Origin of the sequence: Weissella sp. MSCH1 (genome assembly GCF_045799135.1) — a bacterium.
Classification (GTDB): Bacteria; Bacillota; Bacilli; order Lactobacillales; family Lactobacillaceae; genus Weissella.
This window is the reverse complement of record NZ_JBJMBA010000043.1, coordinates 24,283-44,426: the sequence shown is the minus strand read 5'-3', so window position 1 is coordinate 44,426 and position 20,144 is coordinate 24,283. Positions and strand designations below refer to the sequence as shown.

Sequence of the window (20,144 nt, the reverse complement as noted above, 5' to 3'; positions counted from 1 at the left end):
TTTCTACTTATGTAATCCGTAAGATTTCTATTCATGGTAAACTTAATGTGGTTATTTTTAAGTAAAACGCTAGAAGGAGCAGCACGGCATGTTTACCGATAAAAAGATTGTGTTAGTTGTCAGCGGTGGTGTCGCGGCCTATAAGTCAGCGATTTTTGCCCGCTTGTTGATGAAGGCGGGGGCGGTTGTTCGTGTGGTGATGACACAGGCTGCAACTGAATTTGTGACGCCAAAGACGTTTGAAGCGTTGACGCAGCAGCCGGTTGTGACAGATTTGTTCGAGGCACACAACGACAGCGTCATTGCGCATGTGAGTTTGGCAGATTGGGCCGATTATATTTTTGTGGTCCCGGCGACGGCTAATATTTTAGCGAAAATGGCGGCTGGCATTGGTGACGATGCCGCAACGTCAGTTCTATTAGCTCGGCATACCCCAGTTATTGTGGCGCCGGCGATGAACGTCAATATGTATGAAAATCCGGCAACCCAACGTAATTTAGCGACGTTGCGTGACGACGGGGTGATTGTACTCGAACCAGCTGAAGGTCTTCTAGCTGAAGGTTATGCTGGTAAGGGGCGTTTGCCAGAACCGGATGAGATATTAGCCTTGGCAGAATTAGCGTTGCGCCAACGAACGGGTCAACTCACGGGCAAGCAGATCATTGTCTCAGCCGGTGGGACCGTTGAACCAATTGATCCGGTTCGCTTTATTACGAACCGGTCGTCAGGGAAGATGGGGTATGCGATTGCACAAGCCGCAGCAGAGCAAGGGGCTAACGTGACACTTGTGACGTCATCCGATTTGCCAGCTCCAGCAGGTGTACAAACGGTTCATATTCAGTCTGCCCGTGAATTGTTGGCAGCGATGACCGAACGGTTTGAGACGGCAGATGCTGTGATTATGGCGGCAGCTGTTTCAGACTATCGCGTGGCAACGCCAGCTGATCAAAAGATGAAAAAAGATGCGGCCAATCCGGGGTTAACTTTGGAGTTGGTTGAAAATCCGGACATTCTAGCGACCCTGGGTGCGAATAAAACCCATCAGTACCTGGTTGGTTTTGCCGCTGAGACGCAGGATTTAATTAATTATGCACAACAAAAGCTAACAAAAAAGAACGCGGATATGCTAATTGCAAATGATGTCTCAAAGGCCGAAGTTGGTTTTGGTTATGATACGAATCAAGTGACGATTTTGACACGAGATGCAAAACCAGAGACCTTGCCTTTGCAAACGAAAATTGCAGTGGCTCGTGAAATTATGCGACGTGTGACAGAAGCAGTAAAGGATTAAAAAATGGCACAAATTGGAATTGATAAGATGAGCTTCTTCTCACCACATCAATATATTGATATGACTGAGTTGGCAAACGCTCGTAATGAGGAACCTGGTAAATACTTGATTGGAATTGGTCAGACGCAGCAAGCGGTTGTGCCACCAACGCAAGACGTTGTGACGATGGCCGTTAATGCAGCAGATCAAATTTTGACACCTGCTGAACGTGAAGAAATTGACACCATTATTTTTGCGACTGAATCAGGCATTGACAACTCAAAGTCGGCCGCGGTTTATGCACAGCGGTTGTTGGGGTTAAGCCCATACGCCCGTACAATTGAAATGAAGCAAGCTTGCTATGCCGGTACTTACGGTTTGATGCAAGCACGGGATTACGTTGCCTTGCATCCTGGCGCTAAGGTACTGGTCATGGCGTCAGATATTGCCCGTTATGGTCTCCATACCCCGGGTGAAGTTACACAAGGGGCTGGTGCGGTTGCCATGTTGGTGACGGAGAATCCGCGCATTTTAACGATTAATCGGGACAACCAATTTATGTCGCGTGATGTGATGGATTTCTGGCGCCCGGTTTATGCCGAAGAAGCGTTGGTTGATGGTAAATATTCAGCCGAAGTTTATCGTGAATTCTTCCGTGATTTGTGGGCTCGTTATAAGGACAAGACTGGTTTAGCTATTGATGACTTCAAGGCATTTGCATTCCACTTGCCATTTACTAAGATGGGGTTGAAGGCTTTGCGTGATATCTTGCCTGAAGCAGACGAAGCGAAACAAGAATTGTTGTTGACGGAGTTTGAAGCCAGCCGAGTTTACAACAAACGCATTGGAAATTTATATACGGGTTCGGTTTACTTAAGCTTGTATTCACTGTTAGAAAATTCAACGACCTTAACGGCTGGTGATCGTTTGGGAATCTTTTCTTATGGTTCAGGTGCAGAAGGTGAGTTTTATTCAGTTGAATTGCAACCTAACTTCCGCGATGGTCTAGTGACTGGTCAAATGGATCACTTGTTTGATTCACGTGAGTACATGACGATTCCAGATTATGAGGAAAACTTCATGGCCGGTTTACACGGTGCAACTGATCGTGAATTTGATATCACCAAGGATCCAGCCAAGTTTGTATTGGCTGGCTTGAAGGATCAACAACGCGTGTATTTAGCACACTAATAACGCGAAAAAATCAATAATTGTGCGAGGGTTCATCAAACGCACTGGGTACACTAATCGCAAACGACTAGTCAGGGGGAGTGCCTATGCAGCGACATGAACTACAGATTGGTGATATAGCCCATTGTGATGCTTCAGCAGCGATTAATTGTCCGTTTATTGGCAAAGTGATTCGCTGTGACGCAACCGATTATGAAATGGAAGTCTTGTTTATTCCGGAGTTGACTCGTGAAAATGCCGCATTACTTCATACGCAACAACGGGTCGCCAAGACGGCTTTGCAACCGTTCATGAATAAGCAAGATTTACCATCGATGAAAGGTTGATTGTTCGGTATTTGTCGGTTAAACTAATTGGGTAACACAAAAAAATCTGTAATTAGTTAAGAGGGAAAATTATGAAGCGCGTTTACTTAGCCGGTCCATTTTTTGATGATGACCAAATTGATCGTATTGAGCGGATGGAAAAAGCACTTGCAGCCAATCCAACGGTTTCTGAATTCTTCAGTCCACGAACTGAACAACACGATGAATTTGAATTTGGTTCAAAGGAATGGGCAAAAGCAATTTACAAGGGCGACAAGGATCATCTTGATCCAGCCGAAGTTGTCATTGCGGTAATCGACTACGAGGGTGAACACGTTGATCCAGGGACTGCCTGGGAGATTGGTTACTCAGAAGCGGCCAAGAAGCCTGTGATTTTGGTGAAAGAGAAGGAGGGAGGCATCAACTTGATGATGTCAGTTCCTGCTCACGCTGTTATTACAGACGTTGCAGATGTTGCAACGTACGACTTCGATGCCTTACCAGCGAACGAATGGGAAGGTAAGACTTTCTAATTTGGTTAAGCTTACCAGTGATTAACGGCACTCACAGCAAAGTGGGTGCTGTTTTTTCTTGCACTGGATTGCACTGATTACCGCTGTGCTAAACTAAACAGATACGAAACAGAACTTGAGAGGGTATTGTTCATGCGAAAAATTGGCCGGTTGTTATTGGCGTGGCTCGTGAAATTTTGGATTCCACTAGCCATTACTGTGGGGATGCTTGGTGTCGCAGTCGCAGTTACCACAGTAATGCTATACAAACAACAAATTACAGTACAAATCCCGAATATTACGATTCGAGAAAAGAAAGGAGTTGCTGGTACGCCGATATCGGTGTTGAAGCAAGGTGAACATTTACAAATTTTAGCCAAGGATGATGGTTGGTATGAGGTGCGCCGTGAAGATGAGTCGACCGGTTGGGTAGCTGGTTGGCTATTGGAGCGTAATGAGCCTTTAGATAAGATTACGCCGTTATCAGAATCGACAATTGTTTTGGATCCTGGTCATGGTGGGTCGGATTCCGGTGCAATATCAAATACTGGCAAATTTGAGAAGACCTATACGCTCCAATTGGCACGGCGGGTGGCAAAGACGTTACGTCAATCGGGGGCGCGGGTGATTATGACGCGTGATTCGGATAAAATTGTGTATCTGTCAAAAATTCCACAAGTGGCGGAAAAGAATCATGCCGATTTATTTATTTCATTCCACTTTGATTCATCCCCAGAAGCGAACGAAGCGAGCGGGTACACAGCTTATTATTACCATAAAACAAATGGCTCTAAGCAACTGGCGACAGCCTTAAATAAGGCCATGGCACCGACAATGCCACTCACTAATAAAGGGGTCGACTTTGGTGACTTCTTGGTTATTCGAGATAATACAGTACCCGCGGTATTGCTTGAAAATGGGTACATTAACTCAGACACGGACTTCAAACAGATTAAGTCCGTGAAAACACAGGAAAAAATTGCCAAGGCAATTCCAATCGGTTTGGAAAATTATCTTGATCAACGGGCGAAAAATGCCCAGTAACTTGACGTTGACTACTTTCTATAAGATAATGTTTGTCATAGATAGAACCGATGAGAAAGCAAACTTATTTTGGACATGTTTAGCGAGCAGGGTGTGGTGAGAGCCTGTCATTGTTAGGATAAGGGGACACTTTTTAGGTCGCAGCAATGCGCGTGTTGCCACGTTACGGCATGAGACCAAATTCAAGGTGGTACCGCGCTTAAAAGGCGCCCTTGACGATACAATTGTGTCGTCAAGGGCGCCTTTTCCGTTTTTGCACCATCGAATTAATTGAGAGGAATTACGATATGGCTAAGCAATCATTCCAAAAGCCAAAGGGAACAGCAGATTTGTTGCCTGGTGAATCACTTAAGTGGCACTACGTTGAAGAAACAGCGCGTGTGTTGTTTGGTGACTACCAATATTCAGAAGTACGGACACCAATTTTTGAAAGTTTTGATGTCTTTGCACGTTCAGCTGGCGATACATCTGACGTGGTAACAAAGGAAATGTATGATTTCCACGACAAGGGTGACCGTCACGTTGCTTTGCGTCCAGAAGGGACTGCGGGTGTTGTGCGTGCATTTGTTGAAAATAAGTTATTTGGACCTGAGCATCAAAAGCCATACAAGATGTTTTATATCGGACCAATGTTCCGTTATGAACGTCCACAAGCAGGTCGCATGCGTCAATTCCACCAAATTGGGGTAGAAGCATTGGGATCAGACTCACCAGCACTAGATGCTGAAGTGATTGCAATGGCTGTTGATTTCTTCCAAACGTTGGGTGTGACGAACTTGAAGGTTAAGATTAACTCATTGGGTGATAAGGAGTCTCGTGAGAACTATCGCCAAGCGTTGATTAATTTCTTAACGCCTCATTTTGATGAGCTTTCAGCTGATTCACAAACGCGTTTGGAGAAGAACCCATTGCGTGTCCTGGATTCTAAGGATGCCAAAGATCAAGCGATTGTTGCGGATGCACCATCGATTTTGGATTATTTGACAGAATCAGCGCAAGCCCACTGGGATAAGGTGCAAACATACCTTGAGGCAATGGGTATTGACTATGAAGTGGATGCCAACGTGGTTCGTGGCTTGGATTATTACAACCACACGATTTTCGAAGTGATGACACAATCAGAAGCTTTGGGTCATGGCTGGACAACGATTACCGGTGGTGGTCGCTATAACGGTTTGGTCGAAGAATTCGGCGGACCAGAGATGCCAGGGGTCGGCTTCGGAATCGGTTTGGAACGTTTGATGTTACTGCTTGAATCGGAAGGGGCAACGTTGCCCGAACAAGCACCGCTTGATGTGTACGTTGCCAACACGGGTGACGGGACTGATGTGGTTGCCATGCAAATGGTACAAGCGGTTCGTTCATTTGGCTACAGTGCTGAGCGTGACTACCAAGAGCGTAAGTTAAAGGGCCAATTCAAGTCAGCTGATCGACTTGGTGCCCGCTTTATGATTACGATTGGTGAGCGCGAGTTGGCTGAACAATCAGCTAACTTGAAGAACATGACGACTGGTAAGGAAATTACGGTGAAGTTGGCCGAATTATACACCGGGTTGCCAGAATTTATTGAAGACGAAGAAGTTACAGAAGAGGATTAAGAGATATGAAGCGTACAAACTATGCAGGCTTGATTGATGAAGCTTACCTTGATCAAACTGTCACGTTACAAGGATGGGTGCAGAAGCGCCGTGATTTGGGTGGTTTGATTTTCGTTGATTTGCGTGACCGCGAAGGAATCGTACAATTGGCATTTTCAGAAGAAATTAACGCTGACGCATTGGCGGTTGCCGAAAAGATGCGTTCAGAGTTTGTGATTGAAATTGAAGGAGTAGTTCGTTCACGTGCAGAAGGTGCCGTTAATGATCACTTGAAGTCAGGTAAAATTGAAGTTCAAGTGGCTAAGGCAACTATTTTGTCTGAAGCGAAGACAACGCCTTTCTACATTGAAGATGACATCAATGTTTCTGACGAATTGCGTTTGAAGTATCGTTACTTGGATTTGCGTCGTCCTGAGATGCAAAAGAACTTGCGTATCCGCTCAAAGATTACGGCGGCCACGCACGAATTCCTGGATGCCAATGGTTTCATCGATATTGAAACGCCTTACTTGGCTAAGTCAACGCCAGAAGGTGCGCGTGATTATTTGGTACCTTCACGTGTTTATCCTGGTTCATTCTATGCTTTGCCACAATCACCACAATTGTTTAAGCAATTGTTGATGGGTGCAGGCTTCGACCGTTACTACCAAGTTGCTCGTGCCTTCCGTGATGAGGACTTGCGTGGTGACCGTCAACCAGAATTTACCCAACTTGACGTTGAAACGTCATTTATGACGCAAGACGAAATCATGGCTTTGGTTAACGAGTGGGTTGCTGCGATCATGAAGAAGACGGTTGATGTCGAGTTGAACACGACCGAAATCCCAGTATTGGACTATGCTGATGCCATGGCTCGTTTCGGAACTGACAAGCCTGATATGCGTTTCGGGATGGAATTGCAAGATTTGTCAGAGTTGATGGCTGACTCAGAATTTGGTGTCTTTGCAAACGCGGTCAAGAACGGCGGTCAAGTTAAGGCGATCGTCGTGCCTGGTGGGGCCGACAACTACTCACGTAAGGATATCGACAAGATGGCCCAATACATCGAACGTTTCGGTGCGAAGGGATTGGCTTGGTTGAAGATTACTGACGAAGGCATTACGGGACCGATCGCAAAGTTCTTGACGGCCAAGGGCGATGCGTTGTTAGCACAAACTGAAGCGAAAGCGGGCGATTTGATTTTGTTCGCTGCAGATTCAGCAAACGTTGTTTCAGCAACATTGGATGCTTTGCGTCGCATGACTGCTAAGGAAATGGGCTTGATCGATGACACCAAGTGGGCCTTTGCCTGGGTTGTTAACTGGCCATTGTTTGAGCACCAAGCTGAAGAAGATCGCTGGATTGCAGCTCACCACCCATTCACAATGCCAAATGAAGAAGATTTGCCGTTGTTGGAGACGACAGATGGTGCGCACCAAGCACACGCACAATCATACGATCTAGTTTTGAATGGTTACGAATTGGGGTCTGGTTCAATTCGTATTCACCGTATGGACATTCAAGAAAAGATGTTGTCAGCCCTTGGCTTTACCAAGGAAGCGGCCCACGATGCCTTTGGCTTCTTGCTTGAAGGAATGGAGTATGGCTTCCCACCAATGGGTGGTATTGCCTTGGGGCTTGACCGTCTTGCCATGTTATTGGCTGGTCGTGACAACATTCGTGAAGTCATCGCATTCCCTAAGAACTCAAAGGCCACTGAGCCAATGACTGAGGCGCCAACGCCGGTTGCACAAGCCCAAATCGTCGATGATCTTGGTTTGACGGCACCTGTTTACGCAGATATTGAAGCGCCTAACATGTCTGAAGAATAATGACGACACAAAACGCTCGGAACTTTTCGTTCTGGGTGTTTTTTTGTTTCAAAAATGGGATACAAAAAAATCAGACTTTCATATTTTATTCACAAAATGAAACTATACTTTAATAAGTGGTGAGGAGGTTAGCCTCACGAAACAGAGAAAAATTTGGGGTGTTTATTATGTTTAAATGGCGACATTTAATCGCTTTAGCGGGGGTTACGCTAGGTCTGTTACTGACAGGTAGCATCACCGCATCCGCTGATCAATTATTTACAACAAGTCAAACAGAGACGCATACACAACCACTGTGGGTGAATGGTAAACAAGAGGTTGACGTAAGCTGGAATACGCCTTTGTTTACTAATGAAGACGTTGGTAAGTTGGATATGGGAGACGCCGCGTTGCGAGCAGAAGTTGTTTCGAAATCTAACTTTGCGCTTAATGGTCGGGTAGCAGGTGAGTCTGATTGGCATCCCGGTACAATTACTGGGCCAAATCATGAACAGTATGATGGCTATGTGTTATTTAAGTCGTCACGTGATCTAACGACGGCATCAACCACGATGTTGTATGTGCGTTTTGGTCAGGGCGCAAATTCTGCGTATAACATGCAATTTGCAGTGCTGTTTGTTAACGGTACAAATGCAAATCAAACGGAATCTTGGTATTCTAACTCGAGTTTGTGGGTTGGTATTCAGCACACTGATACGCCGGCGCCAAGTGAACCAGAACCGCCACATGTCTTACCGGCTGCTCCAATCGCAACGCCGGAAGTTTTGCCAGCGGATGCTATTCAAATTCCTGATGTGGGGCTAATCGCACCGCCGTCAGGGACGGATACAGGAAATATCAGCGCACCATCTGGCGTCGACACAGGAGATATCAGCGCACCATCAGGGACGGATACAGGTGACATTAGCGCACCGTCGGGAACAGATACAGGTGACATTAGCACACCGTCGGGTACAGACACAGGAGATATCAGCGCGCCGTCAGGAACAGATACGGGCGACATTAGCGCACCTTCAAGCGCAGACACAGGTGACATCACAGTTAATGGTCAGACGGATGGCAGTCAACCTGATACGCAGCCAGCTGCATCATTGCCTAATCAAGCTGATGATCAAGAGACCGATGCAACACAACAGCCACCGGTAACCGGTTCAGATGTGGACGATGCTAAGGCTGGACCAACGACGGATAATGAGACAACTGTTGGGCCGGAACAACCGGTAGCACAAACTGATGACAAGTCAGAAACGGATCAGTCTGGTGACGGTATTCCCGTTGCTGATGAAACGAATCAGAGCCTGGCTGATGGAACGCCAACAGCAACTGTGACCGATGCGTTGTCGAGTCAGCCAGCAACCTTACCTGAGACCGGTATGAAGCGTCAGTCGATTTTGACAGTCGTTGGGTTAGGCATGTTGATTTCGCTATCAGGAATGGTTTTGTTTAAGAAAATACGGTAAAGTAGACGGAACTTATGGACCAATTGGTTCATAAGTTTTTTGTTTATCCGGCGCAGATTTGCAATTAAGTGATAAAATCATAAAGTACAAATCGAAAGAAGCGAGAAAATGGACCAGATAGAACAGTATTTTAATCGTCATCAGTATTCAAGTCGGATTGGTAGTGCAATGGTATATGCCGTTGCGTCAGCCGTAGCCCTTAATTTTTTCTGGACGCCCGGTCATATTTATTCATCCGGATTTACTGGTTTAGCCCAGTTATTAAATACCCTCTTAGAACGATTCGTCGGCTGGAAGGTGCCTGTCGGCGTGTTGTTGTTGCTGATTAATGTGCCACTGATGATTACGGCTTATCGTAAAATTGGTAAGCGTTTTGCGATGTTTACGGCCGTTGCGCTGGTTTTGGCGGCCGTCGCGATGCGCTTGGTGAGTCAGCCAGAACAATTGTGGACGCATGACCCACTTGTAATGGCGATCTTTGGTGGGGCCGTTAATGGGGTTGGAACTGGTTTAGCTTTGCGTAATGGCTTATCAACGGGTGGTCTGGATATCATCGGGATTTTGGTTCGTCGCAAAACTGGCATGAAGATGGGCGCGGTCAATTTGACCTTTAACTTCTTTATTCTGTTGGCGTCAGGTTTCTTATTTGGTCCACAATATGCACTGTATACCGGGATCGGCCTAGTGGTTAACGCGCGCGTTATCGATTTGGTCTACACACGTCAACAAAAAATGCAGGTTATGATTGTAACGGAAAAACCTGATTTGGTGATTGAAGCGATTCAACGAGATATTCGTCGCGGCATCACCATTGTGCACCATGCCGAAGGTGGCTATAACCACCATCATAAGGAAGTGTTGTTTACGGTTATTTCGATGTATGAACAATATGACCTACGTGATGCAATTTATGATGTCGACCCACAAGCTTGGGCATCATTGTGGCGCATCGACCGCACGTTTGGCCGTTTTTATGAGCCAAAATTGTAAACAGTTGGTTAAAAAATCTAATTATCGACAAAGCGTTGACAACAGCGCCTATTCTGGTAAACTATTAAAGAACAAAAGTGTGCGACATATATAAAAGTTGGAAACTTCACACGGGAAGGGAGGGTAAACATTATGGCAAAGACTGTTGTTCGTAAGAATGAGTCTCTTGATGATGCTCTCCGTCGCTTCAAGCGTGGTGTATCAAAGGATGGTACCTTGCAAGAGTACCGTAAGCGTGAGTTCTACATCAAGCCATCAGTACAACGTAAGTTGAAGGCTGAGGCCGCTCGTAAGCGCAAGAACAAGAAGAGCCGTTAATTCGACTCTTGCCGGGCTACCTTATTGGTGGTCCGGTTTTGTTTTATAATCATAAAATAAGTCAAACAACATTATTTGGAGAAAAACAATCATGAGTTTGCTAGAACAATTGACGTCAGATATGAAGGAAGCGATGAAGGCCAAGGATAAGGTAACGCTTGGTGTTGTCCGCATGGTTAAGGCCTCTGTTTCAAATGAACAAATCAAGTTGGGTCACGATTTGACGGCTGATGAAGAATTGGCAGTCTTGTCACGTGAAATGAAGCAACGTGTGGAAGAGATGGAATCATACAAGGATGCCGATCGTGCAGACTTGGCTGAAGAAATCCAAGGTCAAATCGATGTGTTGAAGCGTTACATGCCTGCACAAATGTCTGAGGAAGAAGTCGTTGCCATTGTTAAGGAAACGATTGCCGAAGTTGGTGCGTCATCAAAGGCAGACTTGGGTACGGTGATGGGTGCCTTGATGCCTAAGGTTAAGGGTAAGGCTGACGGTAAGTTGGTCAACACAACGGTTCAATCATTGTTGGGCTAATTGAGATACAATGCGGGGTGATGCCCCGATACATATATGTTTGCGGTATAATAGTACCGTACTAAAAAATATTGCGAATTAGAGGGAATCCATTTTTGGCAGCACAAGTTGAAAAAATTTATCGTTTTGAAAATGCCGAGCAAGAAATTGGCTTGGTTGGACCACAAGACAGCAATTTAAAGTTGATTGAAGAAGGCGTTGGGGTGTCTTTGCCAGTCTTTGGTGATCAGTTGACCATCAAAGGTGACGCAGAGTCCGTTGATGCGGCTGAAGCAATCGTTGTTGAATTGACGAATTTAATCAAAAAAGGTGTTAAGCTAAACGCAACTGACATCGTTTCAGCGATGAAGATGTCTGAACGTGGTACGCTAGAATACTTTGGCGATATGTACACTGAGACTTTGATCCGAGATGCGAAGGGGCACCCGGTTCGTGTGAAGAATTACGGTCAGCTCCGTTACATTCAAGCGATTCGTAATAACGACATCACGTTTGGTATCGGACCTGCCGGAACTGGAAAGACGTATTTGGCCGTCGTTATGGCAGTGGCAGCACTGAAGCGTGGAGATGTCGAGAAAATCATTATCACACGTCCTGCCGTTGAAGCTGGTGAAAACTTAGGCTTCTTGCCAGGTGATTTGAAAGAAAAGGTCGATCCTTACTTGCGACCAATTTATGATGCGCTGCATGCCATTATTGGCGCGGAACATACAGAACGTCTGATGGATCGTGGGACGATTGAAATTGCACCACTTGCCTACATGCGTGGTCGTACCTTGGACAACGCCTTTATTATTTTAGATGAGGCACAGAACACGACACCACAGCAAATGAAGATGTTTTTGACCCGACTTGGCTTTGGCTCGCATATGATTGTGAATGGTGACGTGTCACAGATTGACTTGCCAACGAAGGTACGGTCAGGCCTGATTCAAGCCAAGCAAGTGTTGGCAAATGTCTCACATATTACATTTATTGAATTTGCCGCGGATGACGTTGTCCGTCACCCGGTAGTTGGGGCCATCATCAATGCCTATGATGCATTTGATGCCGCAAAAAATAAGCAAACAGAGAAGAAGGATTAAAGATTATGGATTTGGCGATTATTGACCAATCAAAGCCCGGAGTACCGGCAGAGCAAATTGAACTTGTTGAAAAAGTGCTAGATTACGCTGGTAAGTATATGAAGTTGCCAGATGACACAGAGATGTCCGTCACTTTTGTTAACAATGATGAGATTCAACGTTATAACCGTGAGTATCGCGGGCTTGATAAGCCAACAGACGTCATTTCTTTTGCAATTGAAGAAGACGGTGACGATATGCCACTGATGATGGATGAGGATATGGCTGAAGATTTGGCCAAAAATATCGGTGATATTATCGTGTCTGTTGATAAGATTGGTGAACAAGCCGAATACTTGGAGCACTCATACGAACGTGAGCTAGGTTTTTTGGTTGTTCATGGTTTCTTGCACTTAAACGGTTATGATCACATGCGTAGTGATGAAGACGAAAAGATTATGTTTGATTTGCAACGCGAGATTTTGGATAGCTATGGACTTACACGATAAGAAAAAGGCGACCGAACCGGCGCCACAAATTGAAAAGAATACGCACTTTCTACAAGCGCTAGGCCATGCCCTCGAAGGAATTGGCCAGTTACTTGTTCGCGAACGAAATATGCGCTTTCATATTTTTGCGGCAATTGTCGTCTTACTTGTCGGGATATATGTTAAGCTAGGACGGTCGGACTGGCTGTGGATTACGGTGGCTGTTTTTACCGTGATTATGGCCGAGTTCGTTAATACAATGGTGGAAGCAATCGTTGATTTGATTGTCGGTGAAAGTTACCACCCATTGGCGAAAGTCGCAAAAGATGTGGCTTCCGGGGCTGTTTTGGCAGCCGTTGCCTTCGCTATTGTCGTGGGTGTGTTGATTTTCCAGCCTTACATCTTGCCGAATTTGCAGATGTTGCTGGGATAAAGTTGTGCGTGGTAACACGTGGATTATACAGAAAGAACAGAGATTTTATACATGAGTGAACAAGGATTTAAGTCAGGTTTCGTGGCCTTGGTTGGTCGTCCAAACGTTGGTAAGTCAACGCTTTTGAACAAGATGATTGGTGAAAAGATTGCCATCATGTCACCTAAGGCACAAACAACCCGTAACAAGATCCAAGGAATTTACACCACCGATGAGGGTCAAATCGTCTTTATGGATACACCAGGTATCCACAAGCCTCATAACTCGCTAGGTGATTTTATGGTGAAGACAGCCATGTCAGCTTTACGTGAAGCAGACATGGTTTGGTTCTTGGTGAATGCCGACGAACCACGTGGCGCCGGGGATGATTTCATTATTAATCGTTTAAAGGACACGAAGACGCCAGTTTATTTGATTATTAATAAGATTGACTTAGTGAACCCAGCAGATTTGTTGACGATTATTGATGATTACCGCCAACAAATGGAATTTGCTGAAATCTTCCCAATCTCAGCTTTGAAGGGAGACGGCGTTCCTGAGTTGTTGGATTTTGCGATGGATAAGATGGCAGAAGGGCCACAATATTACCCAGCTGATCAAATCACGGATCACCCAGAACGATTTATCATGAGTGAGTTGATTCGTGAAAAGGTCTTGCAATTGACGCGTCAAGAAGTGCCCCACTCAGTTGCGGTGGTGATTGATAAAATTGAGCGTCAAGATGAAAATCACTTGCATGTGCAAGCGACGATTGTTGTTGAACGACCAACGCAAAAGAACATTGTCATTGGTAAGCAAGGGGCAATGATCAAGGAAATTGGTGTGCGGGCACGTAAGGATATCGAACGTTTGCTTGGTGATAAGATTTTCTTGGAGACATGGGTTAAGGTTGAAGAACGTTGGCGTGATAAGCCACAAGCACTTCAAACTTACGGTTACAAGGAAGATTCAGATATTTAATTTGGCGAGAAAGAGACTATCAAGTCTCTTTTTTACTAGGGGATGGGTATGGCAGAAGTATTTGATGCAATTGTGATGTACCAGCAAGACCGCAAGGAAAAGGATCTGATGGTTAAGATGCTAACCAAGCAAGGTGGCAAGCGGATGTTTTACATTAAGAATGGCAAGTCAAAGCGGTACCAATTCGCAGCGGATGTCCAACCGTTAACGGTCGCCACGTTTGAGGGAACCTTAAATCCAACCGGATTGAGTTTTATTAACGCCGTTAAAGAGAGCCACCAATCACGTGAATTGATGATGGATGTCACGAAAAATGCCTACATGACTTATATTTTGGGTTTGATTGACGCAGCGTTTGTCGATAATCAGCCGATTGGTAAGTGGTATGAATGGGCCCGCTTGGCGATTGAAAAAATTGAGAGTGGTTTGGATCCACAAGGCATTGCCAATTTTTTTGAAATCAAATTGTTGCCGGCATTCGGTCTTGAACCGACTTGGGGTGAATGTGTTGTTTGTGGTCGACGTGATTTACCACTTGATTTCTCCGAGAAGCTAAACGGGACACTGTGCCAGTTGCACTGGGATCAAGATGAACAACGTATGAATGCCAATCCACGTTCTGTACGTGTGTTATCACAACTTAACAAAATCGACCTAAAGCAGTTAGGTTCATTGTCGCTAAAAGAAGAGACTAAGCATGATATGGCACGCGTGATGGACAAGATTTATGATGACCAAGTTGGTGTGCATTTACGCGCCAAAAGTTTTATTCAACAACTCGACGGTTGGTCACAACGTCTCGCACAACGTGGCCAACAAAAGTCAACTGACGAGTCAAAATAGATGACAGGTATCGCTGGTATCACTTATAATAAGTGTATAGTAAAGAAGCGAACGGAGAATTGACATGGATTTTGATTTGGATAAGTTGAAGGACCAAGCTGGTGATCTTTTGGAAGGCGCTGACTTGAACGAATTGAAGGAAAAGGCCGGCGACTTGCTAGGCGACAAGGCTGACATTTTGGACAACGTTGATATGGATGACGTTAAGGACAAGTTGTCAGGTTTCCTTGGCAAGTAAGTACGGTATGAATCAGGTAGAAAGCGATGTTCCTTTTGGGATATCGCTTTTTATTATGTCTGACATTTACGAGTACGTGACATAGCGCACAAGCGAATGTTAATGTGGTAATCTAATCGTTAGTGTTTAACGAGGGAGTAGAGAAATGCAGTATCTTAAACAAGCTTTGCGTGAAGCGATGTCACCAACCAATATTAAACGTGATTTAGCCTTGATGAATCGGTTTCAACGGGTGTATATGGTCATTATTATGGCTGTTACGATTTGGGCCTTCGTCTATACAGGTGATTATTCATCATCAGGATGGACGAGTTTAATTACCGGGTTGGTATTGGCTTTTTACTTAATCATGTTAGCGAGTGGCCGGTTAACGAACTTTTTCTGGGGGCTCCTGACCAATGGGATCTGGTTATTAATGTCCATTCACAACCATTTGGTCGGTGACATTCTCAATCAAGGCTTCTTTTTTGTGATGCAGTTTGTGGGGATGGTTGCCTGGTACAAGCAGCTAGCCCAACAACAAGACAGTAGTCAGATACAAGCGAAGCGTATCGGCCCTAAAATGATGGGATGCCTTGTCGCAGGGGCAGTTGTGGTTTATGGTGTCGTTCTAGCCGTTGCCAAAACGGCACATGGTAATCAAGTCTACCTCGACTCCTCACAATTACCGCTGGGGATGTTGGCACAAATTTTGGCAACGTATGGCTACCTCTCGCAGTGGGTTGTCTGGTTGTTAGTTGATGCGGTTGGCCTGTTATTATGGTGGAATCAAATTCAGGCTGGTGGCTCAGGTGCATTAGGCATGTTTGTTTTGATGATCGTGAAAACGTTCAATGCGTTTTATGGCATGTACTTGTGGTCAAAGACAACTGAATATTGAGATTAATTTCGTTGACATTCAACGGCTGAGTGATAAACTTATTAGTTGTAATAAGCGATGAAAGCAGAAGAATTCCGTGAAATCAGTCCAGCAAGTCACCGGTGATGTGAGGGTGATCTGATTAGCGTAAGGGGCACTGCTGGAGCACAATTTAATCCAATGAAGCTGCTAGGAGTTGTCCTAGAAGTAGGGTGGAACCGCGAATTATCGTCCCTACATCAATCATTTTTTATGGTGATTGGTGTAGGGCTTTTTATTTGCTCGAAGCCAACCACGAGAAAGGAATTTGTCAATATGAGCGCAAAAATGAGTGTGCAAGACATTATTTTGACGTTGCAAAAGTTCTGGGCTGACCAAGGCGCAATGCTGATGGAAGCTTACGATACAGAAAAGGGTGCTGGTACGATGAGCCCTTACACGTTCCTACGTGCCAATGGTCCTGAACCATGGAACGCAGCCTACGTGGAGCCATCACGTCGTCCTGCCGATGGACGTTACGGTGACAACCCAAACCGTTTGTACCAACACCACCAATTCCAAGTGGTTATGAAGCCATCACCTGACAACATTCAAGAATTGTACTTGGATTCTTTGAAGGCCTTGGGCATTGATCCGTTGGAGCACGATATTCGTTTCGTTGAAGATAACTGGGAAAACCCATCAATGGGTGCCGCTGGTATCGGTTGGGAAATCTGGTTGGATGGTATGGAAGTGACGCAATTTACGTACTTCCAACAAGTTGGTGGTATCCAAGTTGATGCCGTAACATCAGAAATCACGTATGGTTTGGAGCGTTTGGCTTCATACATCCAAGACGTCCCAACTGTGTACGATTTGGAATGGGGTAACGGCGTTTTGTACGGTGACATCTTTAAGGAGCCAGAGTACGAGCACTCAGTTTACTCGTTTGAAGAATCAGACCAAGAAATGTTGTTGCGTCACTTTAACGAGTACGAAGCTGAAGCTAAGAAGGCTTTGGAAAAGGGCTTGGTTCACCCAGCTTACGACTACATTTTGAAGTCATCACACACGTTTAACTTGTTGGATGCCCGTGGCACAGTGTCAGTTACGGAACGTGCGAAGTATCTTTCACGTATCCGTAACATGGCCCGTTCAGTTGCGCGTGCCTTCATTGATGAGCGTAAGAAGCTTGGCTTCCCATTGTTGAAGGATGAAGCTTTGCGTGCGAAGTACTTGCCTGCAGATGAGGAGGAGAACTAAGATGGCTAACTTTTTGCTAGAAATTGGTTTGGAAGAAGTTCCGGCCCACTTGGTGACGCCCGCAATTAACCAATTGGTTGAGCGTGCCGAAAACTTTATGGCCGACGAGCGTTTGGCATACGGGGCAATTAAGCCTTTCTCTACGCCACGTCGTTTAGCAGTGTTGATTTCTGATGTTGCTGAAAAGGCCGAAGACTTCCAAGAAGAAGTTAAGGGACCTGCTAAGAAGGTCGCACTTGATGCTGAGGGTAACTATTCAAAGGCAGCCCAAGGCTTTGTTCGCGGCCAAGGGTTGACGACTGATGACATTACGTTTAAGGAATTTAACGGTAACGAGTATATCTACGTTACAAAGTTTGAAGCTGGAAAGCCGGCAGCTGAAGTTTTGACGGGCTTTAAGCAAGTTGTTGAGGCAATGACATTCTCAACAACGATGAAGTGGGGCCGTCACACGTTTGAATACGTCCGTCCAATTCGTTGGATGGTCGCATTGTTGGATGATGAAGTTGTCCCATTTGATATCTTGGGAGTTGCAACGGGTCGTTCATCACGTGGACACCGTTTCTTGGGTCATGATGTTGAAATTGCATCAGCTGACCAGTACGAAGCGGCCTTGACGTCAGTCTTTGTACAAGCAGATGCCGAAGCACGTAAGCAAAACATCCGCACACAAGTCGAAACGATTGCCAGTGATAACAACTGGACCGTTGTCGTTGACGAAGATTTGCTGGAAGAAGTTAACAACATTGTTGAATATCCGACGGCCTTTGCTGGTGGCTTCGACGAAGGTTACTTGGAAGTGCCTGATGAAGTATTGATTACGTCAATGAAGGAACACCAACGTTTCTTCCACGTCGTTGATGCAAATGGCGTTTTGTTGCCACACTTTATCTCTGTTCGTAACGGAAACGCCGAACACATCGATAATGTGATTGCCGGTAACGAAAAGGTGCTGGTTGCGCGTTTGGAAGACGCTAAGTTCTTCTACCACGAAGATCAAAAGCACGATATCGACTTCTACAACAACAAGTTGGAAGTGGTGTCATTCCACGCTAAGCTGGGTTCAGTTGCCGCGCACACACGTCGTGCCAAGGCCTTGGCTGCCATCATTGCTGGTCGTTTGGCCTTTACTGATGATCAACAAGCCAAGTTGGCGCGCGCCGGTGAAATTTACAAGTTTGACTTGATGACTGGTATGGTCGGTGAGTTTGATGAATTGCAAGGTATCATGGGTGAGAAGTACGCTAACTTGTTTGGTGAAGATGCTGCCGTGGCCCAAGCAATCCGTGAGCACTACATGCCAATCTCTGCTGATGGTGAATTGCCTGCGTCAGATTTGGGTAAGGTATTGGCCCTAGCTGATAAGTTGGACAGTTTGTTGTCATTCTTTGCGGGTGGTATGGTGCCATCAGGTTCAAATGACCCATATGCTTTGCGTCGTGCCGCTTCAGGTGTTGTGAACATCTTGGCTGACAATAAGTGGGATTTGGATATTGACGGTATTTTGTCAGACTTGATTGCTGACATTAACGCTGACGCCGTTAAGTTTGGGTTGCCAGAAGAAGTGATGGCTGAGTTGCAAAACAATGTGGCTGCGGTCGTGAACTTCTTGACGGACCGTGTTGTGAAGGCGTTGCAAGATGATGGTGTTCGTCGTGACATTATCAACGCTGTGACGAAGAACAACTTTGCTGATACGACGCAAATGTTTGAATCAGCGCAAGTCTTGGTTGCCCACGTTAACGATGCCAACTTCCGTGAAGGGGTTGAAGCGTTGACTCGTGTAATGCGTTTGACAACGAAGAATGCAACGGATGCGACTGTTGACGCTGCGTTGTTCGAGAATGCAGCCGAAAAGGCGTTGTTTGAAGCAGTTGCGCCTGTGGCAGCTGTTGATGCAACGGATGCGAAGCTTGCAGCATTGTTGAACTTACAACCAGCCGTAGCGGCTTACTTCGAAGAGACGATGGTTATGGTCGAAGACGAAGCGGTTAAGAATAACCGTTTGGCAACGCTACACGCGGTTGCTGATGAAGCAACAAAGGTGGCTAACTTCCTCGAACTGGATGTTAAGTCTGCAAATTAATGATATGAAAACACCCTGGATTAATACAGTCCAGGGTGTTTTTAATTTGGGGTCTAACGGTTTAGCCAATTAACAATGCGATCAGCAATCGCTGTCTGTTGTTGGGCGTTTGAAATTGTCGCTTGACCATCGTGTTTTTGTGGCCCATAGCTACCGAAACCACCGTGATTGCCACCGTTAATTGTCTGGTACTGGGTGTCTTTAGGTAACCACGCTTTTGCTGCGCGATAATTTGCTTGCTTCAGTACCTGATCTTGGCTAGCAGTCAGTGACAAAACAGCAAGATTGCTTCGCTTAGCCAAATGGTTTTTCTCTTGTGGATAACTGGCAAGTAATAACAGACCAGTGATGTGAGTTTTGGGATGCTTGGCCACGTAACCACTGGCAACCACGCCACCCAAGGAATGGCCGCCGATTACAAAGTGGTGGGCATGGCTATTTTTGATCGCAACGTCCGCTTTGTTCTGGGCGATTAGTGAAAAAGATAACGGTGTTTTCAATAAGTAAACGGGGTAGCCAGCTTGGGCAACATCTTTGGCCCAAATGGCATAGGCGTCACTTGTGACAAACGCCCCGGGATAAAAAATAATGGCCGTATCTTTTTTTGCAGTACCAGCTTTGGGTTTGAAGGCCCAATAGTCCGCCGTTTCGGTGGCTGAATGGGCTGCGCGTTGCGCGGTTGGGGTAGCACGGTAAAGGCCAAATACTTGCATGTAAGCGACAGAACCGGCTAATAGGATGAGGACAACGCCTAAGAGCATGAGCAGGCGCTTTGTGATTTTTGTTGACTTCATAAACGAACTCCTTTTTGGTTAACTAGGGCTCATCATACCTTAATGGACTGACAGCTGTCAGTCTTATTTGCAATATTTTCCCAAAATGTTGGTAATAGTATTT

Annotated in this window: 21 protein-coding genes; 20 read left to right on the top strand and 1 reads right to left on the bottom strand. The window is 45.6% G+C overall.

Annotated features, from left to right (window positions below; genetic code table 11):
* Positions 1 to 88 precede the first annotated feature (88 nt).
* From coaBC to glyS, 20 genes are all read left to right on the top strand, one after another.
* Positions 89 to 1,291, top strand: coding sequence for a bifunctional phosphopantothenoylcysteine decarboxylase/phosphopantothenate--cysteine ligase CoaBC (gene coaBC / locus ACJ28U_RS08320; RefSeq protein ID WP_407618950.1), 1,203 nt, complete (start codon positions 89 to 91; stop codon positions 1,289 to 1,291).
* A 3-nt stretch (positions 1,292 to 1,294) separates the two neighbouring features.
* Positions 1,295 to 2,461 (top strand): hydroxymethylglutaryl-CoA synthase, encoded by a 1,167-nt coding sequence (locus ACJ28U_RS08315; protein ID WP_099087457.1) that lies wholly within the window; start codon positions 1,295 to 1,297, stop codon positions 2,459 to 2,461.
* Positions 2,462 to 2,547: 86 nt separating this feature from the next.
* Positions 2,548 to 2,787 (top strand): hypothetical protein, encoded by a 240-nt coding sequence (locus tag ACJ28U_RS08310; protein ID WP_043709035.1) that lies wholly within the window; start codon positions 2,548 to 2,550, stop codon positions 2,785 to 2,787.
* 71 nt (positions 2,788 to 2,858) lie between these two features.
* Positions 2,859 to 3,299, top strand: a complete 441-nt coding sequence (locus tag ACJ28U_RS08305; RefSeq protein WP_407618949.1) for a nucleoside 2-deoxyribosyltransferase — start codon at positions 2,859 to 2,861, stop codon at positions 3,297 to 3,299.
* Between the two features lie 132 nt (positions 3,300 to 3,431).
* Positions 3,432 to 4,322 carry an N-acetylmuramoyl-L-alanine amidase gene (locus ACJ28U_RS08300; RefSeq protein WP_010372996.1) on the top strand — a complete coding sequence of 297 codons (891 nt, stop codon included), beginning with the start codon at positions 3,432 to 3,434 and terminating at the stop codon, positions 4,320 to 4,322.
* Positions 4,323 to 4,609: 287 nt separating this feature from the next.
* Positions 4,610 to 5,920 carry a histidine--tRNA ligase gene (gene hisS / locus ACJ28U_RS08295; RefSeq protein WP_099087454.1) on the top strand — a complete coding sequence of 437 codons (1,311 nt, stop codon included), beginning with the start codon at positions 4,610 to 4,612 and terminating at the stop codon, positions 5,918 to 5,920.
* A 5-nt stretch (positions 5,921 to 5,925) separates the two neighbouring features.
* On the top strand, positions 5,926 to 7,731 hold the full coding sequence (gene aspS / locus ACJ28U_RS08290) for an aspartate--tRNA ligase (protein WP_407618948.1): 1,806 nt from the start codon (positions 5,926 to 5,928) through the stop codon (positions 7,729 to 7,731).
* A 167-nt stretch (positions 7,732 to 7,898) separates the two neighbouring features.
* Entirely contained in the window at positions 7,899 to 9,191 is a 1,293-nt protein-coding gene (locus ACJ28U_RS08285) for an LPXTG cell wall anchor domain-containing protein (protein WP_407618947.1), read from the top strand.
* A 108-nt stretch (positions 9,192 to 9,299) separates the two neighbouring features.
* Positions 9,300 to 10,181, top strand: coding sequence for a YitT family protein (locus ACJ28U_RS08280; protein ID WP_407618946.1), 882 nt, complete (start codon positions 9,300 to 9,302; stop codon positions 10,179 to 10,181).
* 132 nt (positions 10,182 to 10,313) lie between these two features.
* Entirely contained in the window at positions 10,314 to 10,499 is a 186-nt protein-coding gene (rpsU, locus tag ACJ28U_RS08275) for a 30S ribosomal protein S21 (protein WP_003610426.1), read from the top strand.
* 91 nt (positions 10,500 to 10,590) lie between these two features.
* Positions 10,591 to 11,034, top strand: a complete 444-nt coding sequence (locus ACJ28U_RS08270; RefSeq protein WP_407618945.1) for a GatB/YqeY domain-containing protein — start codon at positions 10,591 to 10,593, stop codon at positions 11,032 to 11,034.
* Positions 11,035 to 11,129: 95 nt separating this feature from the next.
* A complete protein-coding gene (locus ACJ28U_RS08265) occupies positions 11,130 to 12,119 on the top strand; it encodes a PhoH family protein (protein ID WP_407618944.1) in 990 nt (329 codons plus the stop codon).
* 5 nt (positions 12,120 to 12,124) lie between these two features.
* Complete coding sequence (gene ybeY, locus ACJ28U_RS08260; protein ID WP_010372976.1) at positions 12,125 to 12,607, top strand: rRNA maturation RNase YbeY; 483 nt, start codon at positions 12,125 to 12,127, stop codon at positions 12,605 to 12,607.
* On the top strand, positions 12,591 to 13,019 hold the full coding sequence (locus ACJ28U_RS08255; protein WP_010372974.1) for a diacylglycerol kinase family protein: 429 nt from the start codon (positions 12,591 to 12,593) through the stop codon (positions 13,017 to 13,019). Before ybeY ends, ACJ28U_RS08255 begins: the two co-directional genes overlap by 17 nt.
* Positions 13,020 to 13,070: 51 nt before the next feature.
* Positions 13,071 to 13,979, top strand: a complete 909-nt coding sequence (era, locus tag ACJ28U_RS08250) for a GTPase Era (protein ID WP_010372971.1) — start codon at positions 13,071 to 13,073, stop codon at positions 13,977 to 13,979.
* Positions 13,980 to 14,027: 48 nt separating this feature from the next.
* On the top strand, positions 14,028 to 14,822 hold the full coding sequence (gene recO, locus ACJ28U_RS08245) for a DNA repair protein RecO (protein WP_407618943.1): 795 nt from the start codon (positions 14,028 to 14,030) through the stop codon (positions 14,820 to 14,822).
* Between the two features lie 64 nt (positions 14,823 to 14,886).
* Positions 14,887 to 15,060, top strand: a complete 174-nt coding sequence (locus ACJ28U_RS08240; RefSeq protein WP_010372965.1) for a hypothetical protein — start codon at positions 14,887 to 14,889, stop codon at positions 15,058 to 15,060.
* A 145-nt stretch (positions 15,061 to 15,205) separates the two neighbouring features.
* Positions 15,206 to 15,940 carry a nicotinamide riboside transporter PnuC gene (gene pnuC / locus ACJ28U_RS08235; RefSeq protein WP_407618942.1) on the top strand — a complete coding sequence of 245 codons (735 nt, stop codon included), beginning with the start codon at positions 15,206 to 15,208 and terminating at the stop codon, positions 15,938 to 15,940.
* Between the two features lie 294 nt (positions 15,941 to 16,234).
* Positions 16,235 to 17,161, top strand: a complete 927-nt coding sequence (gene glyQ / locus ACJ28U_RS08230) for a glycine--tRNA ligase subunit alpha (RefSeq protein ID WP_003610409.1) — start codon at positions 16,235 to 16,237, stop codon at positions 17,159 to 17,161.
* 1 nt (position 17,162) lies between these two features.
* On the top strand, positions 17,163 to 19,247 hold the full coding sequence (gene glyS, locus ACJ28U_RS08225; RefSeq protein ID WP_407618941.1) for a glycine--tRNA ligase subunit beta: 2,085 nt from the start codon (positions 17,163 to 17,165) through the stop codon (positions 19,245 to 19,247).
* A 53-nt stretch (positions 19,248 to 19,300) separates the two neighbouring features.
* Here the strand turns inward: glyS and ACJ28U_RS08220 are convergent, their stop codons facing one another.
* The gene (locus ACJ28U_RS08220) at positions 19,301 to 20,041 is read right to left on the bottom strand and encodes an alpha/beta hydrolase (protein WP_407618940.1); all 741 of its coding nucleotides are present in this window, start codon (positions 20,039 to 20,041) and stop codon (positions 19,301 to 19,303) included.
* Positions 20,042 to 20,144 lie beyond the last annotated feature (103 nt).